The sequence below is a fragment of the Streptomyces pyxinicus genome (genome assembly GCF_024753135.1).
Taxonomy (GTDB): domain Bacteria; phylum Actinomycetota; class Actinomycetes; order Streptomycetales; family Streptomycetaceae; genus Streptomyces; species Streptomyces pyxinicus.
Genome location: NZ_JANUGP010000027.1, coordinates 61,556 through 84,812, shown reverse-complemented (window position 1 = coordinate 84,812; position 23,257 = coordinate 61,556). Strand labels below are relative to the sequence as shown.

The 23,257-nt window shown below is 72.4% G+C and carries 23 protein-coding genes; 7 read left to right on the top strand and 16 right to left on the bottom strand.

Annotated elements, in window-relative coordinates; genetic code table 11:
- Positions 1-46: 46 nt before the first annotated feature.
- The 11 genes from NX794_RS28325 to NX794_RS28275 form a co-directional block, all read right to left on the bottom strand.
- A complete protein-coding gene (locus tag NX794_RS28325; RefSeq protein ID WP_258782074.1) occupies positions 47-1,435 on the bottom strand; it encodes a bifunctional albaflavenone monooxygenase/terpene synthase in 1,389 nt (462 codons plus the stop codon).
- The gene (cyc1, locus tag NX794_RS28320) at positions 1,432-2,517 is read right to left on the bottom strand and encodes an epi-isozizaene synthase (protein ID WP_258782072.1); all 1,086 of its coding nucleotides are present in this window, start codon (positions 2,515-2,517) and stop codon (positions 1,432-1,434) included. The genes NX794_RS28325 and cyc1 overlap by 4 nt, the downstream gene beginning before the upstream one ends.
- A gap of 294 nt (positions 2,518-2,811) precedes the next feature.
- Positions 2,812-3,462: a peptide deformylase gene (gene def / locus NX794_RS28315; RefSeq protein ID WP_258782071.1), complete on the bottom strand. Its 651-nt coding sequence runs from the start codon at positions 3,460-3,462 to the stop codon at positions 2,812-2,814.
- Between the two features lie 73 nt (positions 3,463-3,535).
- Positions 3,536-4,516 (bottom strand): hypothetical protein, encoded by a 981-nt coding sequence (locus tag NX794_RS28310; RefSeq protein ID WP_258782070.1) that lies wholly within the window; start codon positions 4,514-4,516, stop codon positions 3,536-3,538.
- A gap of 99 nt (positions 4,517-4,615) precedes the next feature.
- Positions 4,616-5,908: an HD-GYP domain-containing protein gene (locus NX794_RS28305; RefSeq protein ID WP_258782068.1), complete on the bottom strand. Its 1,293-nt coding sequence runs from the start codon at positions 5,906-5,908 to the stop codon at positions 4,616-4,618.
- Positions 5,905-6,255: a hypothetical protein gene (locus tag NX794_RS28300; protein WP_258782065.1), complete on the bottom strand. Its 351-nt coding sequence runs from the start codon at positions 6,253-6,255 to the stop codon at positions 5,905-5,907. The genes NX794_RS28305 and NX794_RS28300 overlap by 4 nt, the downstream gene beginning before the upstream one ends.
- Complete coding sequence (locus NX794_RS28295) at positions 6,252-7,556, bottom strand: HD-GYP domain-containing protein (RefSeq protein ID WP_258782064.1); 1,305 nt, start codon at positions 7,554-7,556, stop codon at positions 6,252-6,254. Before NX794_RS28295 ends, NX794_RS28300 begins: the two co-directional genes overlap by 4 nt.
- A gap of 119 nt (positions 7,557-7,675) precedes the next feature.
- The gene (gene rsrA / locus NX794_RS28290) at positions 7,676-7,978 is read right to left on the bottom strand and encodes a mycothiol system anti-sigma-R factor (RefSeq protein ID WP_258782063.1); all 303 of its coding nucleotides are present in this window, start codon (positions 7,976-7,978) and stop codon (positions 7,676-7,678) included.
- Positions 7,975-8,670 (bottom strand): RNA polymerase sigma factor SigR, encoded by a 696-nt coding sequence (sigR, locus tag NX794_RS28285; protein ID WP_258782062.1) that lies wholly within the window; start codon positions 8,668-8,670, stop codon positions 7,975-7,977. Before sigR ends, rsrA begins: the two co-directional genes overlap by 4 nt.
- 247 nt (positions 8,671-8,917) lie before the next feature.
- Complete coding sequence (locus NX794_RS28280) at positions 8,918-9,547, bottom strand: alpha/beta hydrolase family protein (RefSeq protein ID WP_258782061.1); 630 nt, start codon at positions 9,545-9,547, stop codon at positions 8,918-8,920.
- Between the two features lie 51 nt (positions 9,548-9,598).
- Complete coding sequence (locus NX794_RS28275; RefSeq protein WP_258782060.1) at positions 9,599-10,414, bottom strand: SOS response-associated peptidase; 816 nt, start codon at positions 10,412-10,414, stop codon at positions 9,599-9,601.
- A 60-nt stretch (positions 10,415-10,474) separates the two neighbouring features.
- Here NX794_RS28275 and NX794_RS28270 point away from each other — a divergent pair, with 60 nt between their 5' ends.
- The 4 genes from NX794_RS28270 (at position 10,475) to NX794_RS28255 (ending at position 13,974) form a co-directional block, all read left to right on the top strand.
- Positions 10,475-11,197: a M50 family metallopeptidase gene (locus NX794_RS28270; RefSeq protein ID WP_258782108.1), complete on the top strand. Its 723-nt coding sequence runs from the start codon at positions 10,475-10,477 to the stop codon at positions 11,195-11,197.
- A 29-nt stretch (positions 11,198-11,226) separates the two neighbouring features.
- A complete protein-coding gene (aroA, locus tag NX794_RS28265) occupies positions 11,227-12,543 on the top strand; it encodes a 3-phosphoshikimate 1-carboxyvinyltransferase (protein ID WP_258782059.1) in 1,317 nt (438 codons plus the stop codon).
- Positions 12,544-12,555: 12 nt separating this feature from the next.
- Positions 12,556-13,566, top strand: a complete 1,011-nt coding sequence (rsgA, locus tag NX794_RS28260; protein WP_258782058.1) for a ribosome small subunit-dependent GTPase A — start codon at positions 12,556-12,558, stop codon at positions 13,564-13,566.
- Positions 13,567-13,650: 84 nt separating this feature from the next.
- Entirely contained in the window at positions 13,651-13,974 is a 324-nt protein-coding gene (locus NX794_RS28255) for a DMT family transporter (protein WP_258782056.1), read from the top strand.
- Positions 13,975-13,997: 23 nt separating this feature from the next.
- On the opposite strand, the gene NX794_RS28250 is transcribed toward NX794_RS28255, so the two are convergent.
- The 3 genes from NX794_RS28250 to NX794_RS28240 are packed head-to-tail and all read right to left on the bottom strand — an operon-like array spanning position 13,998 to position 17,688.
- Entirely contained in the window at positions 13,998-15,797 is a 1,800-nt protein-coding gene (locus NX794_RS28250; RefSeq protein ID WP_258782055.1) for an ABC transporter ATP-binding protein, read from the bottom strand.
- Positions 15,794-16,702, bottom strand: coding sequence for an ABC transporter permease (locus tag NX794_RS28245; RefSeq protein WP_258782053.1), 909 nt, complete (start codon positions 16,700-16,702; stop codon positions 15,794-15,796). The genes NX794_RS28250 and NX794_RS28245 overlap by 4 nt, the downstream gene beginning before the upstream one ends.
- Entirely contained in the window at positions 16,699-17,688 is a 990-nt protein-coding gene (locus NX794_RS28240) for an ABC transporter permease (RefSeq protein WP_258782051.1), read from the bottom strand. The genes NX794_RS28245 and NX794_RS28240 overlap by 4 nt, the downstream gene beginning before the upstream one ends.
- Positions 17,689-17,825: 137 nt before the next feature.
- Here NX794_RS28240 and NX794_RS28235 point away from each other — a divergent pair, with 137 nt between their 5' ends.
- Positions 17,826-19,517, top strand: coding sequence for an ABC transporter family substrate-binding protein (locus NX794_RS28235; RefSeq protein ID WP_258782049.1), 1,692 nt, complete (start codon positions 17,826-17,828; stop codon positions 19,515-19,517).
- A 23-nt stretch (positions 19,518-19,540) separates the two neighbouring features.
- Here NX794_RS28235 and NX794_RS28230 read toward each other — a convergent pair whose 3' ends face one another.
- Positions 19,541-20,137, bottom strand: a complete 597-nt coding sequence (locus NX794_RS28230; RefSeq protein ID WP_258782047.1) for a TetR/AcrR family transcriptional regulator — start codon at positions 20,135-20,137, stop codon at positions 19,541-19,543.
- A 160-nt stretch (positions 20,138-20,297) separates the two neighbouring features.
- Here NX794_RS28230 and hisN point away from each other — a divergent pair, with 160 nt between their 5' ends.
- Positions 20,298-21,098, top strand: coding sequence for a histidinol-phosphatase (hisN, locus tag NX794_RS28225; protein WP_258782044.1), 801 nt, complete (start codon positions 20,298-20,300; stop codon positions 21,096-21,098).
- 151 nt (positions 21,099-21,249) lie between these two features.
- Positions 21,250-21,639 carry a CBS domain-containing protein gene (locus tag NX794_RS28220; RefSeq protein ID WP_258782042.1) on the top strand — a complete coding sequence of 130 codons (390 nt, stop codon included), beginning with the start codon at positions 21,250-21,252 and terminating at the stop codon, positions 21,637-21,639.
- Between the two features lie 66 nt (positions 21,640-21,705).
- Here NX794_RS28220 and NX794_RS28215 read toward each other — a convergent pair whose 3' ends face one another.
- On the bottom strand, positions 21,706-23,160 hold the full coding sequence (locus NX794_RS28215; RefSeq protein WP_258782034.1) for a catalase: 1,455 nt from the start codon (positions 23,158-23,160) through the stop codon (positions 21,706-21,708).
- Positions 23,161-23,257: the final 97 nt, after the last annotated feature.

Here is a 23,257-nt window from a genome sequence, read left to right as displayed (position 1 = left end):
GCCGGGTCCGACGGCTCCACCCCGTCGGACCCTCAGGCCGCGCCGCTCACCACTCGACGGGCCTGAGCAGCAGGTCGTAGGGGCGCAGGGTGATGCCCACACGCGTGCTGCCGTCCGAGCCGGCGACCTGCTCGAAGCGGTACTTCGCCGAGATCGCCGCGACGACCAGGGAGAGCAGGGCCAGGGAGAAGTGGTCGCTGGGGCACTTGCGGTTGCCCACGCTGAACGGGCTCATCGCGTACTTCGGCACCTCCCCGGCCCGCTCGGGCAGCCAGCGGTCGGGGTCGAAGTCGAGGTGCCGGTCGTAGGAGCGGGGGTCGCGCTGGATGGCGTAGGGGCTGTAGATGATGTCCGCCCCGGCCGGAACGCGATAGCCGCCGAGCGTGGTGTCGGTGATCGCGCGCCGGGTCAATACCCATACGGCGGGCCGAAGCCGCAAAGCCTCCAGGACCACATTGTTGGTGTGCCGGAGCGCGCGTACGTGCTCGAATCCCACCGGTTGACCGCCGGTCACGGATTCGACCTCGGCCCGTACCTTCTCGGCGTGTTCCGGGTGTTCCGCGAGGAGTTGGAGCAGCCACATGATCGTGGAAGCGACCGTTTCGCTTCCGGGGGTGAGTATCGCGACGACCTGGTCGTGGATCTCCTGTTCCCCGATGGGGTCGCCATTGTCGTCCCGCGCCTCCAGCAATGCCGTCAGCAAATCGTCCGGCTTTTGACCAGATGCCCTTCGCTCGGCGACGATCTCGTCCACCAGCAGATGCAAATCGGCCAGCGCCCGGTTGAATTCGCGGTTGGCCGGAATCGGCAGCCGGTAGAGCGGTCCGAGCGGCACCACCATCCTGCGGTACATACCGCGGAAGACGACGGCGAGATCGGTGCTGAGCCGTTCGGCGCGCTCGTCCATGAACTCGCCGCGCAACAGGCAGCGGGCGGCGATGCGGACGGCGACCCGGAAGGCCTCCGAGGTGCACTCGATGGTGCGGCCCGGCCGCCAGCGCTCGGTCAGCGCGTGCGCCTCCTCCTCCATGATCGGGCCGTAGGCGGGGATCGCGTCGAGCCGGAAGGCGGGCTGGATGGTGCGCCGCTGGCGGCGGTGGGTCGGGCCGTTGGCGGTGGCCACGCCCTCCTTGCCGAGCAGCCCTTCGAGGGACTCCCAGACCGGCCCGGAGATCTTGAAGTCGGGACTCAGGGCGAGTGCGCCGGTGAGCGCCGGCGCGGTGACGGCGTACACCGTCTTGGGGCCGAGCTTCAGGCGTACGACCTCGCCGTGGTCGCGCAGCCGGGCCATGAAGGCGAGCGGGTCGCGCACCAGTTTCAGGCCGTGCCCGAGGCCGGGGACGGCGCCGCCGGCCAGGGGCGGTTCCACGGGCTCGATGGTCTCGGTGTTCCCGGCGGCCTCGGGGGTCGCGGGCTTCACGGACTCGACGGTCATTTCTCACCTGCCGCTTCGTTGGTGACGTAAGGGGGCGTGGACCGGTCGTCCCAGCTGTCGACCATGTACCGGCCCGACTCGTGATGGAACCAGTAGACGGAGCTGAACCAGTTGCGCATATTGCCGACGGCGGCGCGCACGGCGGCACTTAATTCCTTTCCTCGGACCGTCCCGTCGGCGAGTGTGCCGGCGAACCGCAGGACCTGTTGTTCGGCGTCGAGAAATTCGCTGATGCATTCCTCGACGCGCCGCCTCAGGTCGTCGGTGGCTTCTTCGAGGGTCAGCCCCTCGTGTGTGATGAGACTGATTCCGAGATTGTGGACCTCGTCGCCCGCTATCTCCTTCGGCAGTGAGCAGAGGTCGTTGTACCAGGCGGCGAATTCCTGGCTGAGCAGTGCGGCCCGGCGATAGGCGGGGTGTTTCCGCACCGCGTCCGGGAATTCGCACCCGGCGCTCGGTTCGAGCAGGTCCGTCCAGATCCAGTGGGCGAAGGTGAGCCGGCGCAGCGCGAGATATTCCTCGACACCGGGAACGCGTCCCTCGGTGCGGTTGCGGAACTCGCGGTCGTAGGCCTCGATGACCGCGTGGAAGTGCCGGGCGAAGCGCTCGTTCCAGGTGTCCGGCAGGAAGCCGTAGAGCCGGACCACGCTGTCCGCGAAGCCCGCGACCAGCGGGTCGGGGTGGTGCAGATGGTGGCCGGGCGCGTCCAGGGCCGCGTGCAGCCGCGAGCGCAGCCGGCGCCAGTCGTCGGTGCGGCCGTGCACGACGTTGCGGTCGTGTCGGTCGTCCCAGACGAAGAACCAGGCGCTGTAGTCGGCTACGGCTTGCAGGACCTCGTCGGAGGCCCCCAGGTAGAACCCCGCCATGAGGTCCGTGTAGCACAGTCCGTCGGCATATTCCCGCACCTTGTCCGCCGGCATGAGCCGCTTTTCCAGCAGCCAGATCCGGGTCTTCTCCTGGAGCCGCGGCCAATACGGGTGCAGTTGCCGGGGAAAGACGGACTCGATCACCGGAAGTGCCAGTGAGGGTGGTACCACGACCGCCGTCGGCGTCGCTGTGGTGCTGTGTGGGAAAGCTTGCACAGGACAAACCCCTCTCAGCCGCCAGGGAGCGCACACCCCCTGTTGTGCCGGGCGTGCGCCGTTGCGTATCCCCGCACTTCCCATTCAGCACCACAACTGACCGCCATGGGAACGGATTTGCTCCATTCACTACCCCAGGATGCCGTGAAAGCCCCCTTGCGTGACTGGTTAGGGATCACCAGCAGCCGGGCTCCGACCGGCTGTACGCCGCACGGATGAGCGACGCGTGGACACGCGAAGGGCGCCCGAGCGGGGGTGATTCCCGCGCCGGGCGCCCCGACGGACGTAGGCGGCCTAGTCGTTGGCGACCACGGGGTAGCGTGGCTCGTTCTCGGCCATCTGCCGCAGCGCGTCCTTGCGGTCCCGCTTGGAGAGCCGGTCGATGTAGAGGTAGCCGTAGAGGTGGTCGGTCTCGTGCTGCAAACAGCGCGCGAAGTAGCCGGTGCCGCGGACCTTGACCGGGTTGCCCCGCTCGTCCTGGCCGGTCACCTCGGCGTAGTCGGGGCGCGCCAGCGGGGCGTACGCCGTCGGCACCGACAGGCAGCCCTCGTTGCTGTCGTCCAGCCGGCGCCGCTCGGCGGGCAGGTCGACCAGCTTCGGGTTGCACACCACGCCGACGTGCCGGGCGCCCTCGTCGTCCGGGCAGTCGTAGACGAAGACCTTCAGGCCGACGCCGATCTGGTTGGCGGCCAGCCCCACGCCCTCCGCGGTGCGCTGGCTGGCGAACATGTCGGCGACCAGCTGCCGCAGCTCCTCGCCGAACTCGGTGACGTCCGCGCACTCCTTGTGCAGGACCGGGTTGCCGACGACCGTGATCGGGCGCGAGGTGCCGCGCTCCCGCCAGGCCGTCTCGCGCTCCTCGGGGCTCTCCGTGTCGACGACATAGCCCTCGTCGTCGACGGGGAGCACGCCCGCGTGCTGCTGATCGGTGTCCTGCTGCGCCATGACCGACGTACGCCTTCCTGCAAGCCTGGAAAATTCTGCGAGTACAGCCTAAAGGCGGCCGGTCACCCGCGGCTCAGCAAACCTCTTCGAGATCCCGCCAGTCCCGCGAGTCGGGGCTGTCCGCCACCCAGCCGTCCAGCAGCCCCCGGACCAGTGAGGCCGGCGCGGCCACCCCGCACTCGCGCTCCGGCACCCACAGCTGCCCGTCCGTCCGGTGGCCGAGCGGCCCCGGGTGGCCCGGCTCGCTGTGGTCGTGCGGGTCCAGGTGGACGCCCTCGCCCTCGTCGGACGGCATCCGGGACTCCGAGCACATCCGGCACAGCAGCCGCACCGAGGACGACCAGTCCTCCGCCGCGAACCCCGCGTCCGCCGCGAGCTGCTCCAGCGCGTCCCGGTCCGCCTCGGTGGCCGCCTCCAGCAGGACCACCCAGGTGGGGACGGGAGACGGCGCCCACAGCTCGATCTCGTCGAAGACCGGGTAGGAGTGCCCGGTGGACGTGGTGCGCTCGCCGTGCGGGACGCCGTCGTGCAGCACGACCTCGCCCCAGCGCCGCCCGGACGAGGGAAGCGGGATGGAGAGCACCTCCATTCGGGCCGGGTCCAGCCTGCGGCCCCACACCACCTCGGCCTCGCCCTCCGGGGAGAGCCGCACGGCCGCGCTGCCCAGCTCCATGCCGACCGGCTCCCCGGCGACGGTGGCCCCGCCGGGCACCTTGAGGCCGTAGGCCTGCCAGGCGCGGCGGGCCAGCGGCCAGTCCTGGAGCGCGGTCGCGGCGATGCCGACGTTCCACCAGTCGGGGGCGCCGGTCTCCCGGTCCAGCAGGGCCACCGCGCGCAGTCCGGCCGCGCGGGCCTGCTCCCAGTCGTGCCGGAATTTGTGCAGCAGGGCCAGGTTGAACCAGGACTCCGCCAGCCAGGGCTCCAGGTCGGCGGCCCGGGTGAGCAGCTCGCCCGCGTCCTCGTACCGGCCGTCGCCGATGAGCGTGAACGCTCGGTCGGTGGCCTGCCGCCAGGAGGCGGAGGGCCGGTGCCGTGCCTTGCCGAAGATCCTCACGATTCCCGCCTGCCAGTTCCATTTCCCGCTGTGGGCTGGCTTGTGCCCCCGGACACCCTCTCCCTCGCATCCAACCACGTGCGGTGGGAAAGGCGCTCATTACCCATGGGTTACCCAGCCGCGGGCGGGGTCAGACAGTGCCGTACGTCTCCCGCCGTCCGCGCCCGGCCCGCCCTCGGCGCGGGCACGGGACTGGGCGAGCACCCGGGCGAGCGACTCCACGACCTCGGGAGCGTAGTCCCCGGCGGTGCCGAGCCGCAGGTCCTCCAGCGCCCGCAGCGGCCCCTCGGGGCCGGCGTCGCGGCTCTTCTCCTCGTACGCGTTCACGGCCCGGACGATCCGGGCGGCGAGCGGCTGCTCGGCACAGGGGTCGGCCTGCCGCTCCACGACGACGGCGACGGCCGCGGCCACCCCGGTCTGCCGGACGACGGCGCCGCCGAGCAGGGCGATGCGGCGCTGCTCGGCGGCGGGCAGGCCGGCGGTCGCGCCGGCCGGGACCGGGTCGACCAGGCTGAGCTGACCGATGTCGTGCATCAGGGCCGCGTACTCCAGCATGGTCAGCTCACCGCCGGTGAGGCCCAGGTCGCGGCCGACGGCGAGGCTGAGCGCGGCGACCCGGCGGGCGTGCCCGGCCGGGGTGTAGCCGGCGATCTCGGTGGCGCGGGCGAGCGAGGCGATGGTCTGCCGGTAGGTGGCCCGGACGGCGGCGTGCCGGCGCACGGACAGCTGGGTGAGCAGCAGGGGCAGGCAGAACACGGGCAGCGCCCACAGTCCGACGACGGCGACCGCGAGCGCCATCACCGCGCCGGTCGCGCACACGGCGGCGCCGATGCCGAGCAGGCCGCGCAGTTCCTCGCGCAGCAGCGGGCCGAACGGCCAGCGGGTGCGGCAGTGGGCCAGCGCGGCGCCGAGCACGGCGTCGCACAGCATGGTCAGGGCCAGCAGGGTGATGAGGAGCAGGGCGTAGGCGGGGCCGCTCCAGGAGGTGAAGTAGCCGCGGTTGTAGAGGGGTTGGAAGCACAGGGCGGCGAAGCCGGCGGTCAGGACCCGGCGCGCCAGGTGGTCCAGAACCGGGCCGCGCCCGCACCAGAGGTGCGGGACCGCGCCGAGCAGGGCGGCGGCGAGGACGACGGTGACGACCTCGGCCGCGCCGTGGTCGGTGGGGCGCCCGCCGACGGCCCCCAGCAGCGCGTACGACAGCGCCCCCGCGGTACCGAGCGGCGCGGCCTGCCGCACCGGGCCACCGCTCCACCGGGTCAGCTCCCCGACAGCGGTCAGCACCCCGAAGGCGAGCGCGACCCCCCGGTCCTCCAGCCCGGTCCACAAAACTGCGGCGAGACAGCCGGCCGCGACGAGGGCGGCGGCCCCGTGCACACACCGGAGCGCGGTCACGGGGCGGCCCGGATGCTCGGGACACGGTCCGCGGAGACGGTGACCGGCGGACGCGGCAGCGCGTACGGCCAGGCCCCGGCCGCGCCGAGGGGCGCTGCCCGGCGGGCCGGGTCGCCGGTCCACCGGGACGACTCGGGCACGGCCGGTGCGGCGGCGCCGGAGGCGGTCGCGGGGCGCTCCGGGTGGTCGGCACACACCCCGGCGGAGACGGTGACCACCGGACACGGCAGCACGTACGGCCAGGCCCCGGCCGTGCCGGGAGGCGCGGCCCGGCGGGGCGGCTCGGACACGGCCGGCGCGGTGGTGTCGGGCACGGCCAGCGTGGTGGCGGCGTCGGGGGCGGTCATGGGGCGGTCCGGGTGCTCGGAATGCGGTCCGCCGAGGTGGTGGCGGGTGTGGGTTCGTCGGCGGTGACCGTGGGGTGCCAACCGTAGGCGCGGACGGCGCGGGCGAGGGCGGCGACCATGGCCGGGTCGAACTGGGTGCCGGCGCAGCGCTCCAGTTCGGTGACGGCCACCTCGACGGGGCGGGCCCGGCTGTAGGAGCGGGTGGAGGTCATCGCGTCGAAGGCGTCCGCGACCGCGACGACCCGGGCGCACTCGGGGATCTGGGTGCCGGCCAGGCCGTAGGGGTAGCCGCTGCCGTCGAGGCGTTCGTGGTGGTGCAGGATCGCGGCGCGGGCCTCGCCGAGGAAGGAGATGCCGCGGACCATCTCGTGGCCGTACTCGGGGTGCAGTTCGATGATCCGGCGTTCCTCGGGGGTGAGCGGGCCGTCCTTGCGCAGCAGCCGGGTGGGGACGCCGAGCTTGCCGACGTCGTGCAGGATGCCGGCGAAGCGGAGCGTCTCCACGCGGGCGTCGTCCATGCCGAGTTCGCGGGCGATCAGCACGGAGGCCTGGCCGACGCGTTCGCTGTGGCCGCGGGTGTAGCCGTCCTTGATGTCGACGGCCTGGACGAGGGCGCGGATGGTGGCCTGGTGGGCGGCGCGTTCGCGGTGGTACTGGGCGAAGGCCCACCAGGAGACGCACATCGGCAGCAGCACGAGCAGGGCCGCGACCGGGCCGTATGGGCTGCGCCACAGCACGGCCATCATCAGCCCGGCGAGTCCGTGCACGGCCACGGGAGCGAGGGAGCGGGCCAGCAGCCCGCGCCAGGAGCGGCGCAGCGGCACGTGCTCGGTGACGGCGAGGATGCCGCCGTCGAGGAGGCTCAGGACCAGGCAGAAGACGAGCACGGCCGCGCCGGCGGGCAGCAGCGCGTCCGGGAAGGCGCAGGCGACGACGGCGTCCCGGCCGCCGAGCAGCCAGTGGACGGCACCCGCTCCCCACACGGCGAGCGAGGGCCGGGCGGCCCGCCACAGCCGGCGGGCCGCCGCGGGCCGCTGTTCCACGCGGCACAGCAGCGCGGCGGGCAGCGGGACGAGCGCGGCGGCCGGCGGGGGCAGCAGGAACGCCCCGGCGAGCAGCACCGGGTAGAAGGTGCCGCCGAAGCGGTGCCTGACGAGGTGCTCGCAGGACGCGTAGACGGCGGCGAGCAGCGCGATGGCCCACCAGGGGGCGTGGGTGCGGGGTACCGGGAGCACGCACAGGGCGGCCAGCAGGGAGACAGCGGCCACATAGCCGCGTGCCCGTGCCGGCAGCGCCTCCATCGCGTCCCTCCCCGACCATGCCTGTCCAGGCTCGGAGCCTAGGACGGAGGGTCGGGGGCGCGGGGCCTATGACCTGAGGATTAGCACGTTCGGGTGAAGTCCCGGCGATCGGACCCGGGTCAGCGTTCCTGCGGGGTGGCGGTCACGTCGTGCTCGGGCACGGTGCCGCCGGAGCGGATCAGGTCGATCCGCCCCATGACCTTGGCCCGCAGGTCGGCCGGCACGTCGTCATGTCCGCAGCACCGCTTGACCAGCTTCTTCACGGCCTGCTCCAGGCCGTACTTCTCCAGGCACGGCGAGCATTCCTCGAAGTGGTGCTGGAACTTGTCGCGGTCGACATCCGGCATCTCGCTGTCGAGGAACTCGTACAGATGATCGAGGACCTCACCGCAGTCCGTCTCGTGCGGCTCTCCGCAGCTCATGAGCCCGAGCCTTTCGCTTCGTTCGACTCTCCGGCGCCGGCCGGGACCAGACCGCGGTCGCGGGCGTAGTCCTCCAGCATGCCGCGCAGTTGACGGCGGCCCCGGTGCAGCCGGGACATCACCGTTCCGATGGGTGTCCCCATGATGTCCGCGATCTCCTTGTACGCAAAGCCCTCTACGTCCGCGAGATAGACGGCGATGCGGAACTCCTCGGGGATCGCCTGGAGGGCCGACTTCACGTCCGAGTCGGGCAGGTGGTCGAGCGCCTGCGACTCGGCGGAGCGCAGGCCGGTCGACATGTGCGACTCGGCGCGGGCGAGCTGCCAGTCCTCGATCTCCTCCGCGGCGGAGCGCTGGGGCTCGCGCTGCTTCTTGCGGTAGGAGTTGATGAAGGTGTTGGTCAGGATGCGGTACAGCCACGCCTTGAGGTTGGTGCCCTCACGGAACTGGTGGAAGGACGCGTACGCCTTGGCGTAGGTCTCCTGCACCAGGTCCTCGGCGTCGGCCGGGTTGCGGGTCATGCGCAGCGCGGCCGAGTACATCTGGTCGAGGAATTCCAGTGCGTCCCGCTCGAAGCGCGCGCTGCGCTCCGCGGTCGACTCGGAAGAGGCCTCCGCGCTCACGCCCTGGCCCTCGGGCTGCTCCGCCTGGCCGTTGTCGGTCCCCGCGTCGGTCCCAGTGACCGGACCCACCTCCTCAAGATCCCGGGCGGGACCGAAACCGGCCCCACTCGTTTCGGAGGATAGAACACGACCCGTGCCTGCCGCCCCTCGAATGGAGGCCGTCTTCGCCGCGTGCAGGACCGTCCAGTCCAGGTCACGGCGGTTCGGGCATACGGTCGAACCCATGCGGCGGACTTCCCTTCCCACGACGTCGGTGCCGAGGCCTCAGCACTTCTGTCCGCCACAACAGCGGGGCGCCGCGCCGCATTCCCAGGGGTCACCCGAGTGACGCGGCCCACCGCACGACAGCGTCGGTGAGGATCCCCAGGGCGCGCTCCTGGGTGGTCTCCGCGCGCTTGGGCACCGCGAAGCCGTGGTCGGCGCCCGGCACCTCGACCAGTTCGTGGGACGCCTCGGGGAACTCGGCGGGCCGGCCGAAGGGGTCGTTGCCGCCCTGCACGACCAGCGTGGGCGCCCCGGCGCCGAGCAGTTCGGCGGCCCGGGACTTCTCGGGCCTGCCGGGCGGGTGCAGCGGGAAGCTCAGCGCGAGCACGGCGTGCGCGCCCAGCTCGGCGGCGGTGCGGCAGGCGACCCGGGCGCCGGCGCTGCGGCCGCCGGAGATCACCGGCAGGCCGGGTGCCGTGAGCGCCGGCCACACCCCGCGCCAGCCGGTGTCGAGGGTCTTCGGCGCGGGTGCGAGCTTCTTGCCGGCGACCCGCCAGGGCTGCTCCACGAGGGCGACGCTCACCCCGTGCGCGGGCAGGGCGCCGGCGAGCGCCCGGAGGTCGCGGGCCTCGATACCGCCGCCGGCGCCGTGGCTCACAGCGAGCACGAGGCGCGGGCGCGGGGCCGGGTGCCAGGTGACGCGGGCGTCCCCGGCGTCGGTGCTGATGATCTCGGTGGTCACGCTGAGGCCTGCCTTTCGGATCGTGCCGGTGTCACAGAGCGGGGCAAGACCCTAGAAGAGCGTGCCCTCCTCCGGTGCCGCCAGTTCCTTCAGCAGCTCCGGGCCGTTGTTGCGGACGTTGCTGACGGCCGTGGAGACCGGGTAGGCACGCATCAGGCCGGGCGGCGGCGGGGCCAGCAGCTCGCGCAGCGCGTCCGGGTCGGTGCGGGCGGGGTCGAGCCAGGCGTCCCAGCGGTCCGGGGTGAGCATCAGCGGCATGCGGGGGTGGATGTCGGCGAGGGAGCGGGGGCCGTCGGCGGGGGCGACGGCCAGCGGGGTGCTCTCGGCCTCCGTGGTGATCACCGAGCAGGTGACCCACCAGGCCCCGGGGTGGTCGTCGGGCAGGGTGCGGTCGCGCCAGAACTCGTAGAGGCCGGCCATCGCGAACACCGAGCCGTCGGCGGGCAGCACGAAGTACGGCTGCTTGCGCGGGCGCTTCTTCCGGCCCTCGACCTCCAGCTCCCGCTCCTGGGCGCCGGTGACCCACTCGAAGTAGCCGTCGGCGGGCAGGACGCAGCGCCGGGCGGCGAAGGCCCGGCGGTAGGACGGCTTCTCGTGGACGGTCTCCGCGCGGGCGTTGATCATGCGCGCGCCGCCTTCGGGCGTCTTGGCCCAGGACGGCACCAGGCCCCACTTCAGCTTGCGCAGCTGGCGAACCGGACGGGGCGAGTCCGCGTCTTTCAGGGGACGGTCGAGAACGGCGTAGACCTCCTTGGTCGGCGCCACGTTGTAGTCGAGCTCCAGAGCCTCCTCCGGCTCCCACTTCTCGATCCCGAAGGCGCCCGCGAGATCCTCGGGCCGACGACTCGACGCATACCGTCCGCACATACGTGCCACACTGCCACACCGCCGTACGACGACAGGGAGTCTGCACCGGACATGGAGAGCATGGACAGCCTCGCCGCCCTCGCGCTGCCCGACCTGTGGGACCGGCTCACCGGCACCCAGGGCGACCCCGACCTGTGGGTGGTGCTGGCCACGCTGGCCGCCGCGCTCGCGGTCGTCGTCCCGCCCGCGCTGTGGCGGATAGCCCGCAACGCGATCACCATCGCGCACGAGGGCGGCCACGGCCTGATCGCCCTGCTCACCGGCCGGCAGCTCACCGGCATCCGGCTGCACTCCGACACCAGCGGCCTCACGGTCAGCCGGGGCAAGCCGTACGGCCTGGGCATGATCCTCACCGCCGCGGCCGGCTACACGGCGCCCTCGCTGCTGGGCCTCGGCGGCGCGGCGCTGCTGGCCGCCGGGCGCATCACGCTGCTGCTGTGGGCCGCGACCGCGCTGCTGGTGGTGATGCTGGTGATGATCCGCAACGCGTACGGCGTGCTGACGGTCGTCCTCACCGGCGGCGCCTTCCTGCTGGTGTCGTGGCTCACGGGTCCGCAGGTACAGGCCGCGTTCGCGTACGCGGTGGTGTGGTTCCTGCTGCTGGGCGGGGTCCGGCCGCCGTTCGAGCTGCAGGCCAAGCGGTCGCGGGGCGGGGCCGGGGACTCGGACGCGGACCAGCTCTCCCGGCTCACGCACGTCCCGGCGGGCCTGTGGCTGTTCCTGTTCCACGCCGTCTCGCTGTGCTCCCTGATCGGCGGTGGCACCTGGCTGCTGGAGGGATGAGTCCGGGCCCCTCCTTATAAAGTGGCCCCATGGCCCCGAACACCGCCCCTACCGCCCTCTGGCCCGCCCCGTACGCGAGCGGAGCCGTCGATGCCACGGTCCACGTGCCGGGGTCCAAGTCGGTCACCAACCGCGCCCTCGTGCTCGCCGCCCTCGCCTCCGAGCCCGGCTGGCTGCGCCGCCCGCTGCGCTCCCGCGACACCCTGCTGATGGCCGGGGCGCTGCGCGCGATGGGCGTGGAGATCGAGGAGGGCGTCGGCCCGGACGGCACCGGCGAGGCCTGGCGGGTGCTGCCGGACGGCCTCCAGGGCCCGGCCACGGTCGACGTCGGCAACGCCGGCACCGTGATGCGCTTCCTGCCGCCGGTGGCCGCGCTGGCCGACGGCCCGATCCGGTTCGACGGCGACCCGCGCTCCTACGAGCGTCCGCTGCACGGCGTGATCGACGCGCTGCGCCAGCTCGGCGCCCGGATCGACGACGACGGCCGGGGCGCGCTGCCGCTGACCGTGCACGGCGGCGGGGCGCTGGACGGCGGCCCGGTGTCGATCGACGCCTCGTCCTCGTCGCAGTTCGTGTCGGCCCTGCTGCTGTCGGGCCCGCGCTTCAACCAGGGCGTGGAGGTCCGGCACACCGGTGCGACGCTGCCCTCGCTGCCGCACATCCGGATGACGGTGGACATGCTGCGCGCGGTCGGCGCCCAGGTGGACACCCCGGAGTCGGGCGGCGAGCCGAACGTGTGGCGGGTGACGCCGGGCGCGCTGCTCGGCCGGGACCTGACGGTCGAGCCGGACCTGTCCAACGCGCAGCCCTTCCTCGCGGCGGCCCTGGTCACGGGCGGCAAGGTGCTGATCCCGGACTGGCCGGAGCGCACCACCCAGCCGGGTGACCGGCTGCGGGAGATCTTCACCGAGATGGGCGGTTCCTGCGAGCTGACCGACTACGGCCTGGTGTTCACCGGTTCGGGTGCCGTGCACGGCATCGACGTGGACCTGGGCGACGTCGGCGAGCTGACCCCGGGCATCGCGGCGGTCGCGGCGCTGGCCGACTCCCCCTCCACCCTGCGAGGCGTGGCCCATCTGCGGCTGCACGAGACGGACCGGCTGGCCGCGCTCACCAAGGAGATCAACGAACTGGGCGGTGACGTGACCGAGACGGCCGACGGCCTGCACATCCGCCCGCGCCCGCTGCACGGGGGCGTGTTCCACACGTACGACGACCACCGGATGGCGACCGCGGGCGCGGTGATCGGCCTCGCGGTCGAGGGGGTGCGGATCGAGAACGTGGCGACGACGGCGAAGACCCTGCCGGACTTCCCGGAGCTGTGGACCGGGATGCTCGGGCAGTAGGGACGTCACGCCATGCGCCGCTACGGCAAGCACACCGACGAGGACGACATCCGCAGCCGCCCCAACCGCAAGGGCAACCGGCCGCGTACACACATCCGGCCCAAGCACGAGGACGCGGCCGAGGGCATGGTCCTCACCGTCGACCGGGGCCGGCTGACCTGCCTGGTCGAGGACCGGGTCGTACTGGCGATGAAGGCGCGCGAGCTGGGCCGCAAGGCGGCCGTGGTCGGCGACCGGGTGGCCCTGGTCGGCGACCTGTCCGGCGCCAAGGACACGCTCGCGCGGATCGTCCGCATCGAGGAGCGCACCTCGGTGCTGCGGCGCACGGCCGACGACGACGACCCGTACGAGCGGGTGGTCGTGGCCAACGCCGACCAGCTGGCGATCGTGACCGCGCTCGCCGACCCCGAACCGCGCCCCCGGCTGATCGACCGCTGTCTGGTCGCGGCCTACGACGGCGGCCTGGAACCGCTGCTGGTCATGACCAAGTCGGACCTGGCCTCACCGGACAAGCTGCGGGAGCTGTACGGCGACCTGGACATCCCGTTCGTCGTCACCAGCCGGGAGGAACTGGAGAACGGGGACGCGGCGGACCGGGTGCGGGAGCAGCTGGACGGCCGGATCACCGCGTTCGTGGGGCACTCCGGCGTGGGCAAGACGACCCTGGTCAACGCGCTCGTGCCGGCGGACCGGCGGCGTACGACGGGTCATGTGAACGCCGTGACGGGCCGCGGCCGGCACACCACCACCTCCGCGCTCGCGCTGCCGCTCGGGGACGGGGCGGGCTGGGTCGTCGACACCCCGGGGGTGCGGTCCTTCGGCCTGGCGCACATCGACCCCTCCCGGGTGATCCACGCCTTCCCGGACCTGGAGGCGGGCACCGAGGGCTGTCCGCGCGCGTGCGGCCACGACGAGCCGGACTGCGCGCTGGACGCGTGGGTGGCCGACGGACACGCGGACCCGGCGCGGCTGTACTCGCTGCGCCGGCTGCTGGCCACGCGGGAGCGCCGGGAGGGCGACTGAGCACCGCGTTGTTTGGCCGGGCGGACGGCAGGTAAGTGCATAATCGCACCGAGCCGGAGATCCGGACCAACGGGAGGACCGCACATGGCGTGGCTGCTGGTCATGGTGGCCGGGATTCTGGAGACCGGCTTCGCCGTGTGCCTGAAACTCTCGCACGGCTTCACCCGGCTGTGGCCGACGGTCGCGTTCGCCTCCTTCGCCCTGGGCAGCTTCGGCCTCCTCACCCTCTCCCTGCGCAAACTCGACGTCGGCCCCGCCTACGCCGTCTGGACCGGCATCGGCGCGGCCGGCACCGCGATCTACGGCATGGTCTTCCTCGGCGACCTGGTCTCCACCCTGAAGATCGTCTCCATCAGTCTGGTGATCATCGGGGTGATCGGGTTGCAGCTGTCGGGGTCGGCCCACTAGGGGCGCCGTGCCACAGGTGTGACTCACAAAACCTCGCGCACCCTCGGGAAATGGCAGGCCGCGCCGTCCCCCTCGAACTCCGGTACCTCGTGGGCGCAGCGCTTCTGTTCGTCCCCGGCGAGGGTCGGGTACAGGGGGCAGCGGGCCCGGAAGCGGCAGCCGTCGTAGCGGTGGGTCGGGCTCGGGGGGTCGCCCTGGAGGAGGATGCGGGTGCCCTGGCGTTCGCGTTCGCGGTCGGGGTCCGGGACGGGGACGGCGGACAGCAGGGCCTGGGTGTAGGGGTGCCGGGGGCGGGCGAAGACCTCGTCGACGGGACCGGCCTCGACCGTGCGGCCCAGGTACATCACGCTGACGCGGTCGGCGATGTTCCGGACCACCGCGAGGTCGTGGGAGACGAAGAGGTAGGCGAGGCCCAGTTCCTCCTTCAGCCGGCGCAGCAGGTCGAGCACCTCGGCCTGTACGGAGACGTCGAGCGCGGAGACCGGTTCGTCCAGGACCAGCAGCTCGGGTTCGACGGACAGCGCGCGGGCGATGCCGATCCGCTGCCGCTGGCCGCCGGAGAACTCGTGCGGGTACCGGTCGGCGTGGGCCGGGTCCAGGCCGACCCGGGTGAGGAGTTCGGGCACCCGGCGGCCGATGACCGCCTTGCCGGCGCCCTGGGTGCGCAGCGGCTCCGCGATGATGTCGCCGACGGGCATCCTCGGGTCCAGGGAGGCCATCGGGTCCTGGAAGACGATCTGGACGCGCCGGCGCAGGGCCCGGGTCTCCGCCTTGGTGAGGGTGCCGGGCCGTTGTCCGAACAACTCGACCGTCCCGGCCTCGGGCTGGGCGAGTTCGAGCAGTTCGAAGAGGGTGGTCGACTTGCCCGAGCCGGACTCCCCGACCAGGGCCAGGGTCTCGCCGCGCCGGATGTCGAGGTCCACCCCGTCGGCCGCGTACACCGTGCCGGTGCGGCGCCGGACGACGCTGCCCTGGAGGACAGGGAACGTACGCGTGAGCCCGCGCACCCGCAGCACCGGCTCGCCGTCGGCCCGGGCGGTCCGGCGCGGGGTGTCGATGCGGGGCACGGCCGCGAGGAGCTGCCGGGTGTACGGCTCCCGGGGCCGGTGGAACACCTCCCGCGCCGGGCCCTGTTCGACGACCCGGCCGTCCCGCATGACGGCGACCCGGTCGGCCATGCCGGCGATGACCCCGAGGTCGTGGCTGACCAGCAGCAGGGCGGCGCCGGTCTCCCGCCGCGCGGTGCGCAGCACGTCCAGGATCTGGGCCTGGATGGTGACGTCCAGGGCCGTGGTGGGTTCGTCGGCGAGGATGAGGTCGGGGTCGTCGGCCAGCGCCATGGCGATCATCGCGCGCTGGCGCATGCCGCCGGAGAACTCGTGCGGGAACGCCCGCGCGCGGAGCGCCGGTTCGGGGATGCCGACGAGGTCCAGCAGTTCGACGGCACGCTCCCGGGCGCGTTCCCGGCCGACGTCCCGGTGGGCGCGGACGGCCTCGGCGATCTGGTCGCCGATCCGGTACACGGGCGTGAACGCGGAGAGCGGGTCCTGGAAGACCATGGACACCCGGCTGCCGCGGATCCGGGTCAGCTCCCGCTCGCCCGCGCCGAGGAGTTCGGTGCCCTCCAGCCGTACCGAGCCGCGGGTGACGGCGTTGCCGGGCAGCAGTCCGAGGACGGCGAGCGCGGTCGCGGACTTGCCCGAGCCGGACTCGCCGACCAGGCCCAGGACCTCGCCGCGGTCCAGGGTGAGGTGCACGTCCCGGACGGCGGGTCTGCCGTCGAAGTCGACGTCGAGTCCGCGTATGTCGAGCAGCGGGCTCATCGGCGCGCCCCCTTCGAGGTCGGGTCGAGGGCGTCGCGCAGTCCGTCGCCGACCAGGTTGACGGCGAGCACGAACACGACGAGCAGTCCGGCCGCGAAGAAGAACATCCACGGGTAGGTGACCGCGGCCCCGGTGCCGGAGGCGATCAGCGTGCCGAGCGAGACGTCGGGCGGCTGGACGCCGAAGCCGAAGTACGACAGCGCGGTCTCGCTCATCACCGCGCCGCCGACCTGGATCGTGGCGTCGATGATCAGGAAGGAGGCGACGTTCGGCAGCACGTGCCGCCAGATGATCCGGAAGGGTCCCACGCCCATGTAGCGGGCGGCGCGCACGAATTCGCGCTCTTTCAGGGACAGGGTCATCGAGCGCACCACCCGTGCGGTGATCATCCAGGCGAAGACGGCGAGCAGCGCGACGAACGCGAACCAGCCGCCGGAGCGCAGCCGGGGCGAGATGATCGCGATGATGAGGAAGGCCGGGAAGACGAGCAGCAGGTCGACGAGGAACATCAGCAGCCGGTCGGTCCAGCCGCCGAAGTAGCCGGCGCAGGCGCCGACGAGCGAGGCGAGGCCGGTGGCGAGGACGGCCACCAGCAGCCCGATGACGAGGGACTTCTGGAGTCCGCGCACGGTCTGCGCGAAGACGTCCTGGCCGATGCGGTTGGTGCCCCACCAGTGGTCGGGGCCGGGTGCGGAGCGCAGCGCGCCGTAGTCGATGTGGTCGTAGGACCAGGGGGTGAGGTAGGGCCCGGCGAACGCGAGCAGGAAGAGCAGCAGCAGGAGGACGGCGCCGAAGAGCGCGGACCGGTTGCGCAGGAACCGGCGCAGCACGAGCGCGGTCCGGCCGGTCGGCGCGGCGGTGACGGCCTCGGCGACGGCCTCGGGGGGCTCGATGAGCGTGCTCATGACGCCTGCCGGATACGCGGATCGAGGGCGGCGTGCAGCAGGTCGGCGAGGAAGCCGGACAGCAGCACGACGACGGCCGCGAAGATGTTGACGGCGACGACGGAGTTGACGTCGTTCTTGCCGATGGAGTTGACGAACCACTCGCCCATGCCGTGCCAGCCGAAGATCGTCTCGGTGAAGGTGGCGCCGGTGAAGAGGGCGAGGAAGCCGTAGGAGAAGTAGGTCGACATGGGGATGAGGGCGGTGCGCAGCCCGTGCCGCAGCAGGACCGCGCGGCGGCCGAGCCCCTTGGCGCGGGCGGTGCGCAGGTAGTCGGAGCCGAGGACGTCGAGCATGGTGCTGCGCTGGTAGCGGCTGTAGCCCGCGACGGTGAACAGGACGACGGAGACGGTGGGCAGCAGCAGATGCACCGACCGGTCCTTCAGCACGGCCCAGAAGCCGCCGTCCGCCCCGACGCTCTTCTCGCCGGTGAACTGGATGAGGTCGGTGCCGGTGGTCTGGTTGAACCAGATGGCGCCGGTCTTCAGCAGGATCGCCAGCAGGAACACCGGTGTCGACAGCAGCGCGAAGGAGGCGACGGTGACCGCGCGGTCGCTGAACCGGTACTGGCGTACGGCCGTCCAGGCGCCGACGAGGACACCGGCGACCGTGCCGACGACGGTGCCGGTGAGCAGCAGCCGCAGGCTGACGCCGATCCGCCGGCCGAACTCGGCGTTGACCGAGGTGCCGTCGATGGTCCGGCCGAGGTCGCCGTGCAGGAGGGCCCGGTCGGCCCAGTGCCCGAAGCGCTCGCGCAGCGGCTGGTGGTCGTTCAGGCCGAGCGCGGTGAGGTGGTGGTCCACGGCGCTCGGGGACAGCGGTGGCTGCCGGCCCTCGTAGTAGGCGCGCGGATCGAGCGCCAGTGAGGCCAGCAGGTACGACAGGCAGACGGCGGCCAGCAGCAGGACGGCGTAGTAGCCGAGGCGTTTGGCCAGGTAGAGGGGCACATCACATATGGTCTAGTCCTCTTGTTGCAGCATTGTGAAGAGAACATGTCAGTAGTCCCGAAGGTCTCCCGCCGTCCCTCGGCGGCGTTCTACGTTCGGCGCGTCCCACCCCGTCGAACCCCACGAAGGACACCGACATGCGTCCCATCCCCGCCGCCGCCTGGATCGCCGCCACCGCGGCCACCGCGCTGCTGGTGACCGGCTGCGGCTCCTCGGACGAGGCCGGCGCGCCCCACAAGGCGGCGGCGCCGAAGGCCGACGGCCAGGACATCAACGCCCGGCCGGTCGCCGACCTGCGCCAGGGCGGCACGCTGACGATGGGCATCGATCAGTGGATCACGCAGTACAACATCAACAACGTCGACGGCCAGCAGGGCGACGCCCAGGAGATCGCCCGGACCGTCCTGCCCGACCTGTTCGACTCCGACGCCCGGGGCGCGCACCACGTCAACCCCGACTTCCTGCTGTCGGCGAAGGTGACCTCCACCAGTCCGCAGGTCGTCGAGTACCGGCTCAACCCGAAGGCGAAGTGGTCCGACGGCAAGTCGCTGAGCTGGCACGACTTCCAGGCCCAGTGGAGGGCCCTGAACGGCCGGGACAAGCGCTACGAGGCCGCCGACACCAGCGGCTACGACCAGATCGCCAAGGTGGAGCAGGGCGCCGACGCGCACACCGTGAAGGTCACCTTCGGCTCGCCGTACGCCGACTGGCAGCGGCTGTTCGACCCGCTGTACCCGGCCGCGTACTACGACAGCCCCGCCGCGTTCCTCAAGAGCTGGTCGGAGAAGGTGCCGGTGTCCGGCAACGCCTTCAAGGTCGGGAAGTACGACAAGACCGCGCAGACCGTCACCCTGGTCCCGGACCCCACGTGGTGGGGCCGCAAGCCCAAGCTGGACTCGATCGTCTTCCGCGTCCTGGACTCCGCGGCGCGCACCGACGCCTACCTCAACAAGGAGATCGACTACACCACCGCCCTGCTGCCCGAGGACTACAAGCGGCTGGTGAAGGCGCCGGACACGGACATCCGGCGGGGCGCCCGCTGGGACGAGGTGCACATCACGCTCAACGGCGGCCGGGGCCCGCTGAAGGACCTGCGGGTACGGCAGGCGGTGCAGCACGCCGTCGACCGCAAGGGCATCCAGGAGGCCTTCGCCAAGGACCTGTCCTTCGAACTCAAGCCGCTGAACAACCACTTCTTCATGCCGAACCAGCAGGGCTACACGGACACCACCGACGGCTACGCGGACTTCGACGCGGCGGCCGCGGCCAAGCTGCTCGACGCGGCGGGCTGGCAGGACAACGGCGCCGGCAAGCCGCGCACCAAGGGCGGCGAGCGGCTCACCCTCGACTACGTGCTCAGCGCCGGCGGCACCGCCGCCCAGACCGACCAGGCCGAACTGGTGCAGCAGCAGCTCGGCCAGGTCGGCATCAAGGTGGAGCTGAAGAAGGTGCCGGCGAACGACTACTTCAACCAGTTCGTCAACCGCGGCAACTTCGACCTGACCAGCTTCCGCAACGTCGACGCCGTCTACCAGTCCATGCTCACCCCGGTGTTCGTCCGGCCCAAGGGCGGCAACCTGTTCCAGAACTTCGGCTCGGTCGGCTCTCCGAAGATCGACACGCTGCTGCACCGGGCCGCGGGCACCACCGACCCGGCCGCCGCCGCCCGGCTGTACAACCAGGCCGACCACGAGATCTGGCGCCTCGCCCACTCCATCGAGCTGTACCAGCGCCCGCAGATCCTCGCGGTCCGCAAGGGCCTGGCCAACTTCGGGGCGGAGGGCCTCGCGGACGTCGACTACACCAAGGTGGGCTGGCTGAAGAAGTAGCGCGCCCGCTGCCGACGCGCCCGCTACCGGGGGAACACCGCGCGGACCAGCTCCGCCATGCCGCCCTCCCCCGGCGGCGCCGCCACGCCGGACAGGGCCAGCCGGACGACCAGTTCGCAGGAGCGGGTCAGCCGGGCGGTGACGGAGGGCGCGGCGGCGGGCGCGGACAGCGCCGCCACAGCACGGTCCCGGACCAGGTGGACCAGCTCGCGGGGCGTGGGCAGCGGGCCGTCGGCCCGGCGCTGGGCGGGCACCGCGGAGCCGGACGGCACGCCGGCGAGTGACGGCGCCGGCAGCCGTTCGCTCCAGCAGCCGGTGAGCAGGGCCCGCACCAGCGCGTCGTCGCGGGCCGCCGCGGCGGTCCACTCGGCGGCCGCGATGAGCCGCTCCCCCGGCTCGGCGGCACCGCCGAGCGCCCGCTCCACACCGGCGAGATAGCCGTCGGCCGCCCGCCGCACCAGCGCCCGGGCCAGCCCGTCCTTGCTGCCGAACTCGTTGTACAGGGTCTGCCGGGACACTCCGGCCGAGGCGGCCACCTCGACCATCCGCACCGCGGACCACGGCCGCCGCACGAGCGCGGCGCAAGCGGCGTCCAGCAACGCTTCCCGGGCAGCAGGCATCCTCGCCTCCCTGGGCCGCACCAGCCCTGCGCCCAGGTTTGACGCGCCCGTACCCCCTGTCAAGGGCGCGGGATGGCACTTCGGACACCGCCGTGCGGACGCGCCACGCCCCCGGCCCCCTGTTGGCCCCGGCCCCGCTCCGGCGGATACCGTGCATCACATGCCGGACTACCTGGACGACCTGCGCCTCGCCCACGTCCTCGCGGACGCCGCGGACGCCACCACCATGGACCGCTTCAAGGCGCTGGACCTGAAGGTGGAGACCAAGCCGGACATGACACCGGTGAGCGAGGCGGACAAGGCGGCGGAGGAACTGATCCGCGGTCACCTCCAGCGCGCCCGCCCGAGAGACGCGGTCCTCGGCGAGGAGTACGGCGTGGAGGGCACCGGACCCCGCCGCTGGGTGATCGACCCGATCGACGGCACCAAGAACTACGTACGCGGCGTGCCCGTCTGGGCCACCCTGATCTCCCTCATGGACGCGGGCGCGGACGGTTACGAGCCGGTCGTCGGCCTCGTCTCCGCGCCCGCGCTCGGCCGCCGCTGGTGGGCCGCCAAGGACCACGGCGCCTTCACGGGACGCAACCTGACCTCGGCGAGCCGGCTCCACGTCTCCCGGGTCGACCAGCTCGCCGACGCCTCCTTCGCGTACTCCTCGCTCACCGGCTGGGAGGAGCGGGGCCGGCTCGACGGCTTCCTCGACCTCGGCCGCCAGGTCTGGCGCACCCGCGCGTACGGCGACTTCTGGCCGTACATGATGGTCGCCGAGGGCTCGGTGGACCTGTGCGCCGAACCGGAGCTGTCGCTGTGGGACATGGCGGCCACGGCCGTCATCGTGACCGAGGCGGGCGGCACCTTCACCGGCCTCGACGGCCGCCCCGGCCCGCACAGCGGCAACGCGGCGGCCTCCAACGGCCTGCTCCACGACGACCTGCTGGGGTATCTCGGACAGCGCGACTGACCCGGGGGTTCGAGCCCACGCGCGCCGTCGCCGGACGTCGCGCGCCCCCTTGTCGGCTCTCCCCCCGCCTGTCACGCTGGAGCCTCCCCCACTTGTGAACTTGTGAATTCCCGTACGAGTGCCGGGAGTTCTCCTGGAGGTGGCCCCACCCATGCTGGTACGCGACGCCATGAGCACGGTGATCCTCACCATCGGCCCCGCCCACACACTCCGCCAGGCGGCGACGCTGATGTCCGCCCGCCGCATCGGCGCCGCCGTGGTCCTCGACCCGGACGCCGGCGGCATCGGCATCCTCACCGAACGCGACATCCTCAACTCCGTCGGCATCGGCCAGAACCCGGACACCGAGCGCAGCCACGCCCACACCACCGCCGACGTCGTCTTCGCCTCCCCGACCTGGACCCTGGAGGAGGCCGCCCGGGCCATGACCGAGGGCGGCTTCCGGCACCTGGTCGTGCTGGACGGGGCCGAGGTCGCCGGCATCGTCTCGGTCCGCGACATCATCCGCTGCTGGCTCCCGGCACCCGCGCCGGTGTCCTGAGCCCACGGAAGCGGGCCGGACCCGAGCACCGGGGGTCCGGCCCGCCCGGCCGCGGGGGCGGCCGGCTCAGCCGCGCAGCGCCGCCACCGCCGTGTCCAGCCGCTTGCCGAAGTCGGCGTCGGCGCTGCGGAAGTTCTCCACGGCCCGCTCGGCGATGTCCGCGCGGGAGACCTGCGCGAGCGAACCGGCCAGGTTGGCGATGAGCCGCTCCTTCTCGGGCTCCGTCATCAGCCGGTACAGGTCGCCCGCCTGCACGAAGTCGTCGTCCTCGGCGTGCGGTGGTGTCGGGTGGCCGCCGGTGCCGCCGGCGAATCCGTCGTACGGCTGCCACAGCGCCCGGCCGGTCTGGGCGGGGCCGCCGAAGCTGTTCGGCTCGTAGTTCTTCGCGGCGCCGTGCCGGCCGTCGTAGAGGAGGCCGTCGCGGGAGTGGGTGCGCGCCTCGGTGGCGTGCGGGCGGTTCACCGGCAGGTGGCCGGCGTTGACGCCGACGCGGTAGCGGTGCGCGTCGCCGTAGGCGAACAGCCGGCCCTGGAGCATCTTGTCCGGGGAGGGGCCGATGCCGGGCACGAAGTGCGCGGGGCTGAAGACCGACTGCTCGACCTCGGCGAAGACGTTGCCCGGGTTGCGGTTCAGCTCCAGCCGGCCGATCTCGACGACCGGGTAGTCCGCGTGCGGCCACACCTTGGTCAGGTCGAACGGGTTGAAGCGGTACGTCGCCGCGTCCGCCGCCGGCATGATCTGCACGCCCACGGTCCAGCTCGGGAACTCGCCGCGCTCGATCGCCTCGCGCAGGTCGCGCTGGTGCGAGTCGGGGTCCCGGCCCGCGAGGACCCCGGCCTCCTCGGCGGTCAGGTTCTTGATCCCCTGGTCGGTCTTGAAGTGGTACTTGACCCAGAAGACCTCGCCGGCCGCGTTGTTCCACTGGTAGGTGTGCGAGCCGAAGCCGTCCATGTGCCGGTACGACGCGGGGATGCCGCGGTCGCCGAAGAGCCAGGTCACCTGGTGCGTGGACTCCGGGGACAGCCCCCAGAAGTCCCACACGCTGTCGGCTTCCTGGCTGCCGGTGTAGGGGTCGCGCTTCTGGGTGTGGATGAAGTCCGGGAACTTGATCGCGTCCCGGATGAAGAACACCGGGGTGTTGTTGCCGACGAGGTCGTAGTTGCCCTCCTCGGTGTAGAACTTCAGCGCGAACCCGCGCGGGTCACGGACGGCGTCCGCCGAGCCGAGGTTGCCGGCGACGGTCGAGAAGCGCAGGAAGACCTCGGTCTCCTCGCCGGGCCCGGCGAGGAAGGCGGCCCTGGTGTACGGGGTCACGTCGGCGGTCACCGTGAAGGTGCCGTAGGCCCCGGCGCCGCGTGCGTGCACGACCCGCTCCGGGATGCGCTCCCGGTTGAAGTGGGCCAGCTTCTCCAGGAGGAGCTGGTCCTGCACCAGCACCGGGCCGCCGATCCCCGCGGTCTCGCTGTTCTGGTTGTCGGCGACCGGGGCCCCGGCCTCGGTGGTGAGCGGTCCCTGCGTCACGTGCGCCTCCTGTGTCATCCCTGACCTGTCCTGTCCTGTGAACCCGAAGTCGATTCGATCCTACATTGGACTCAGTCCAAGTCAATCAGAAGTCCAA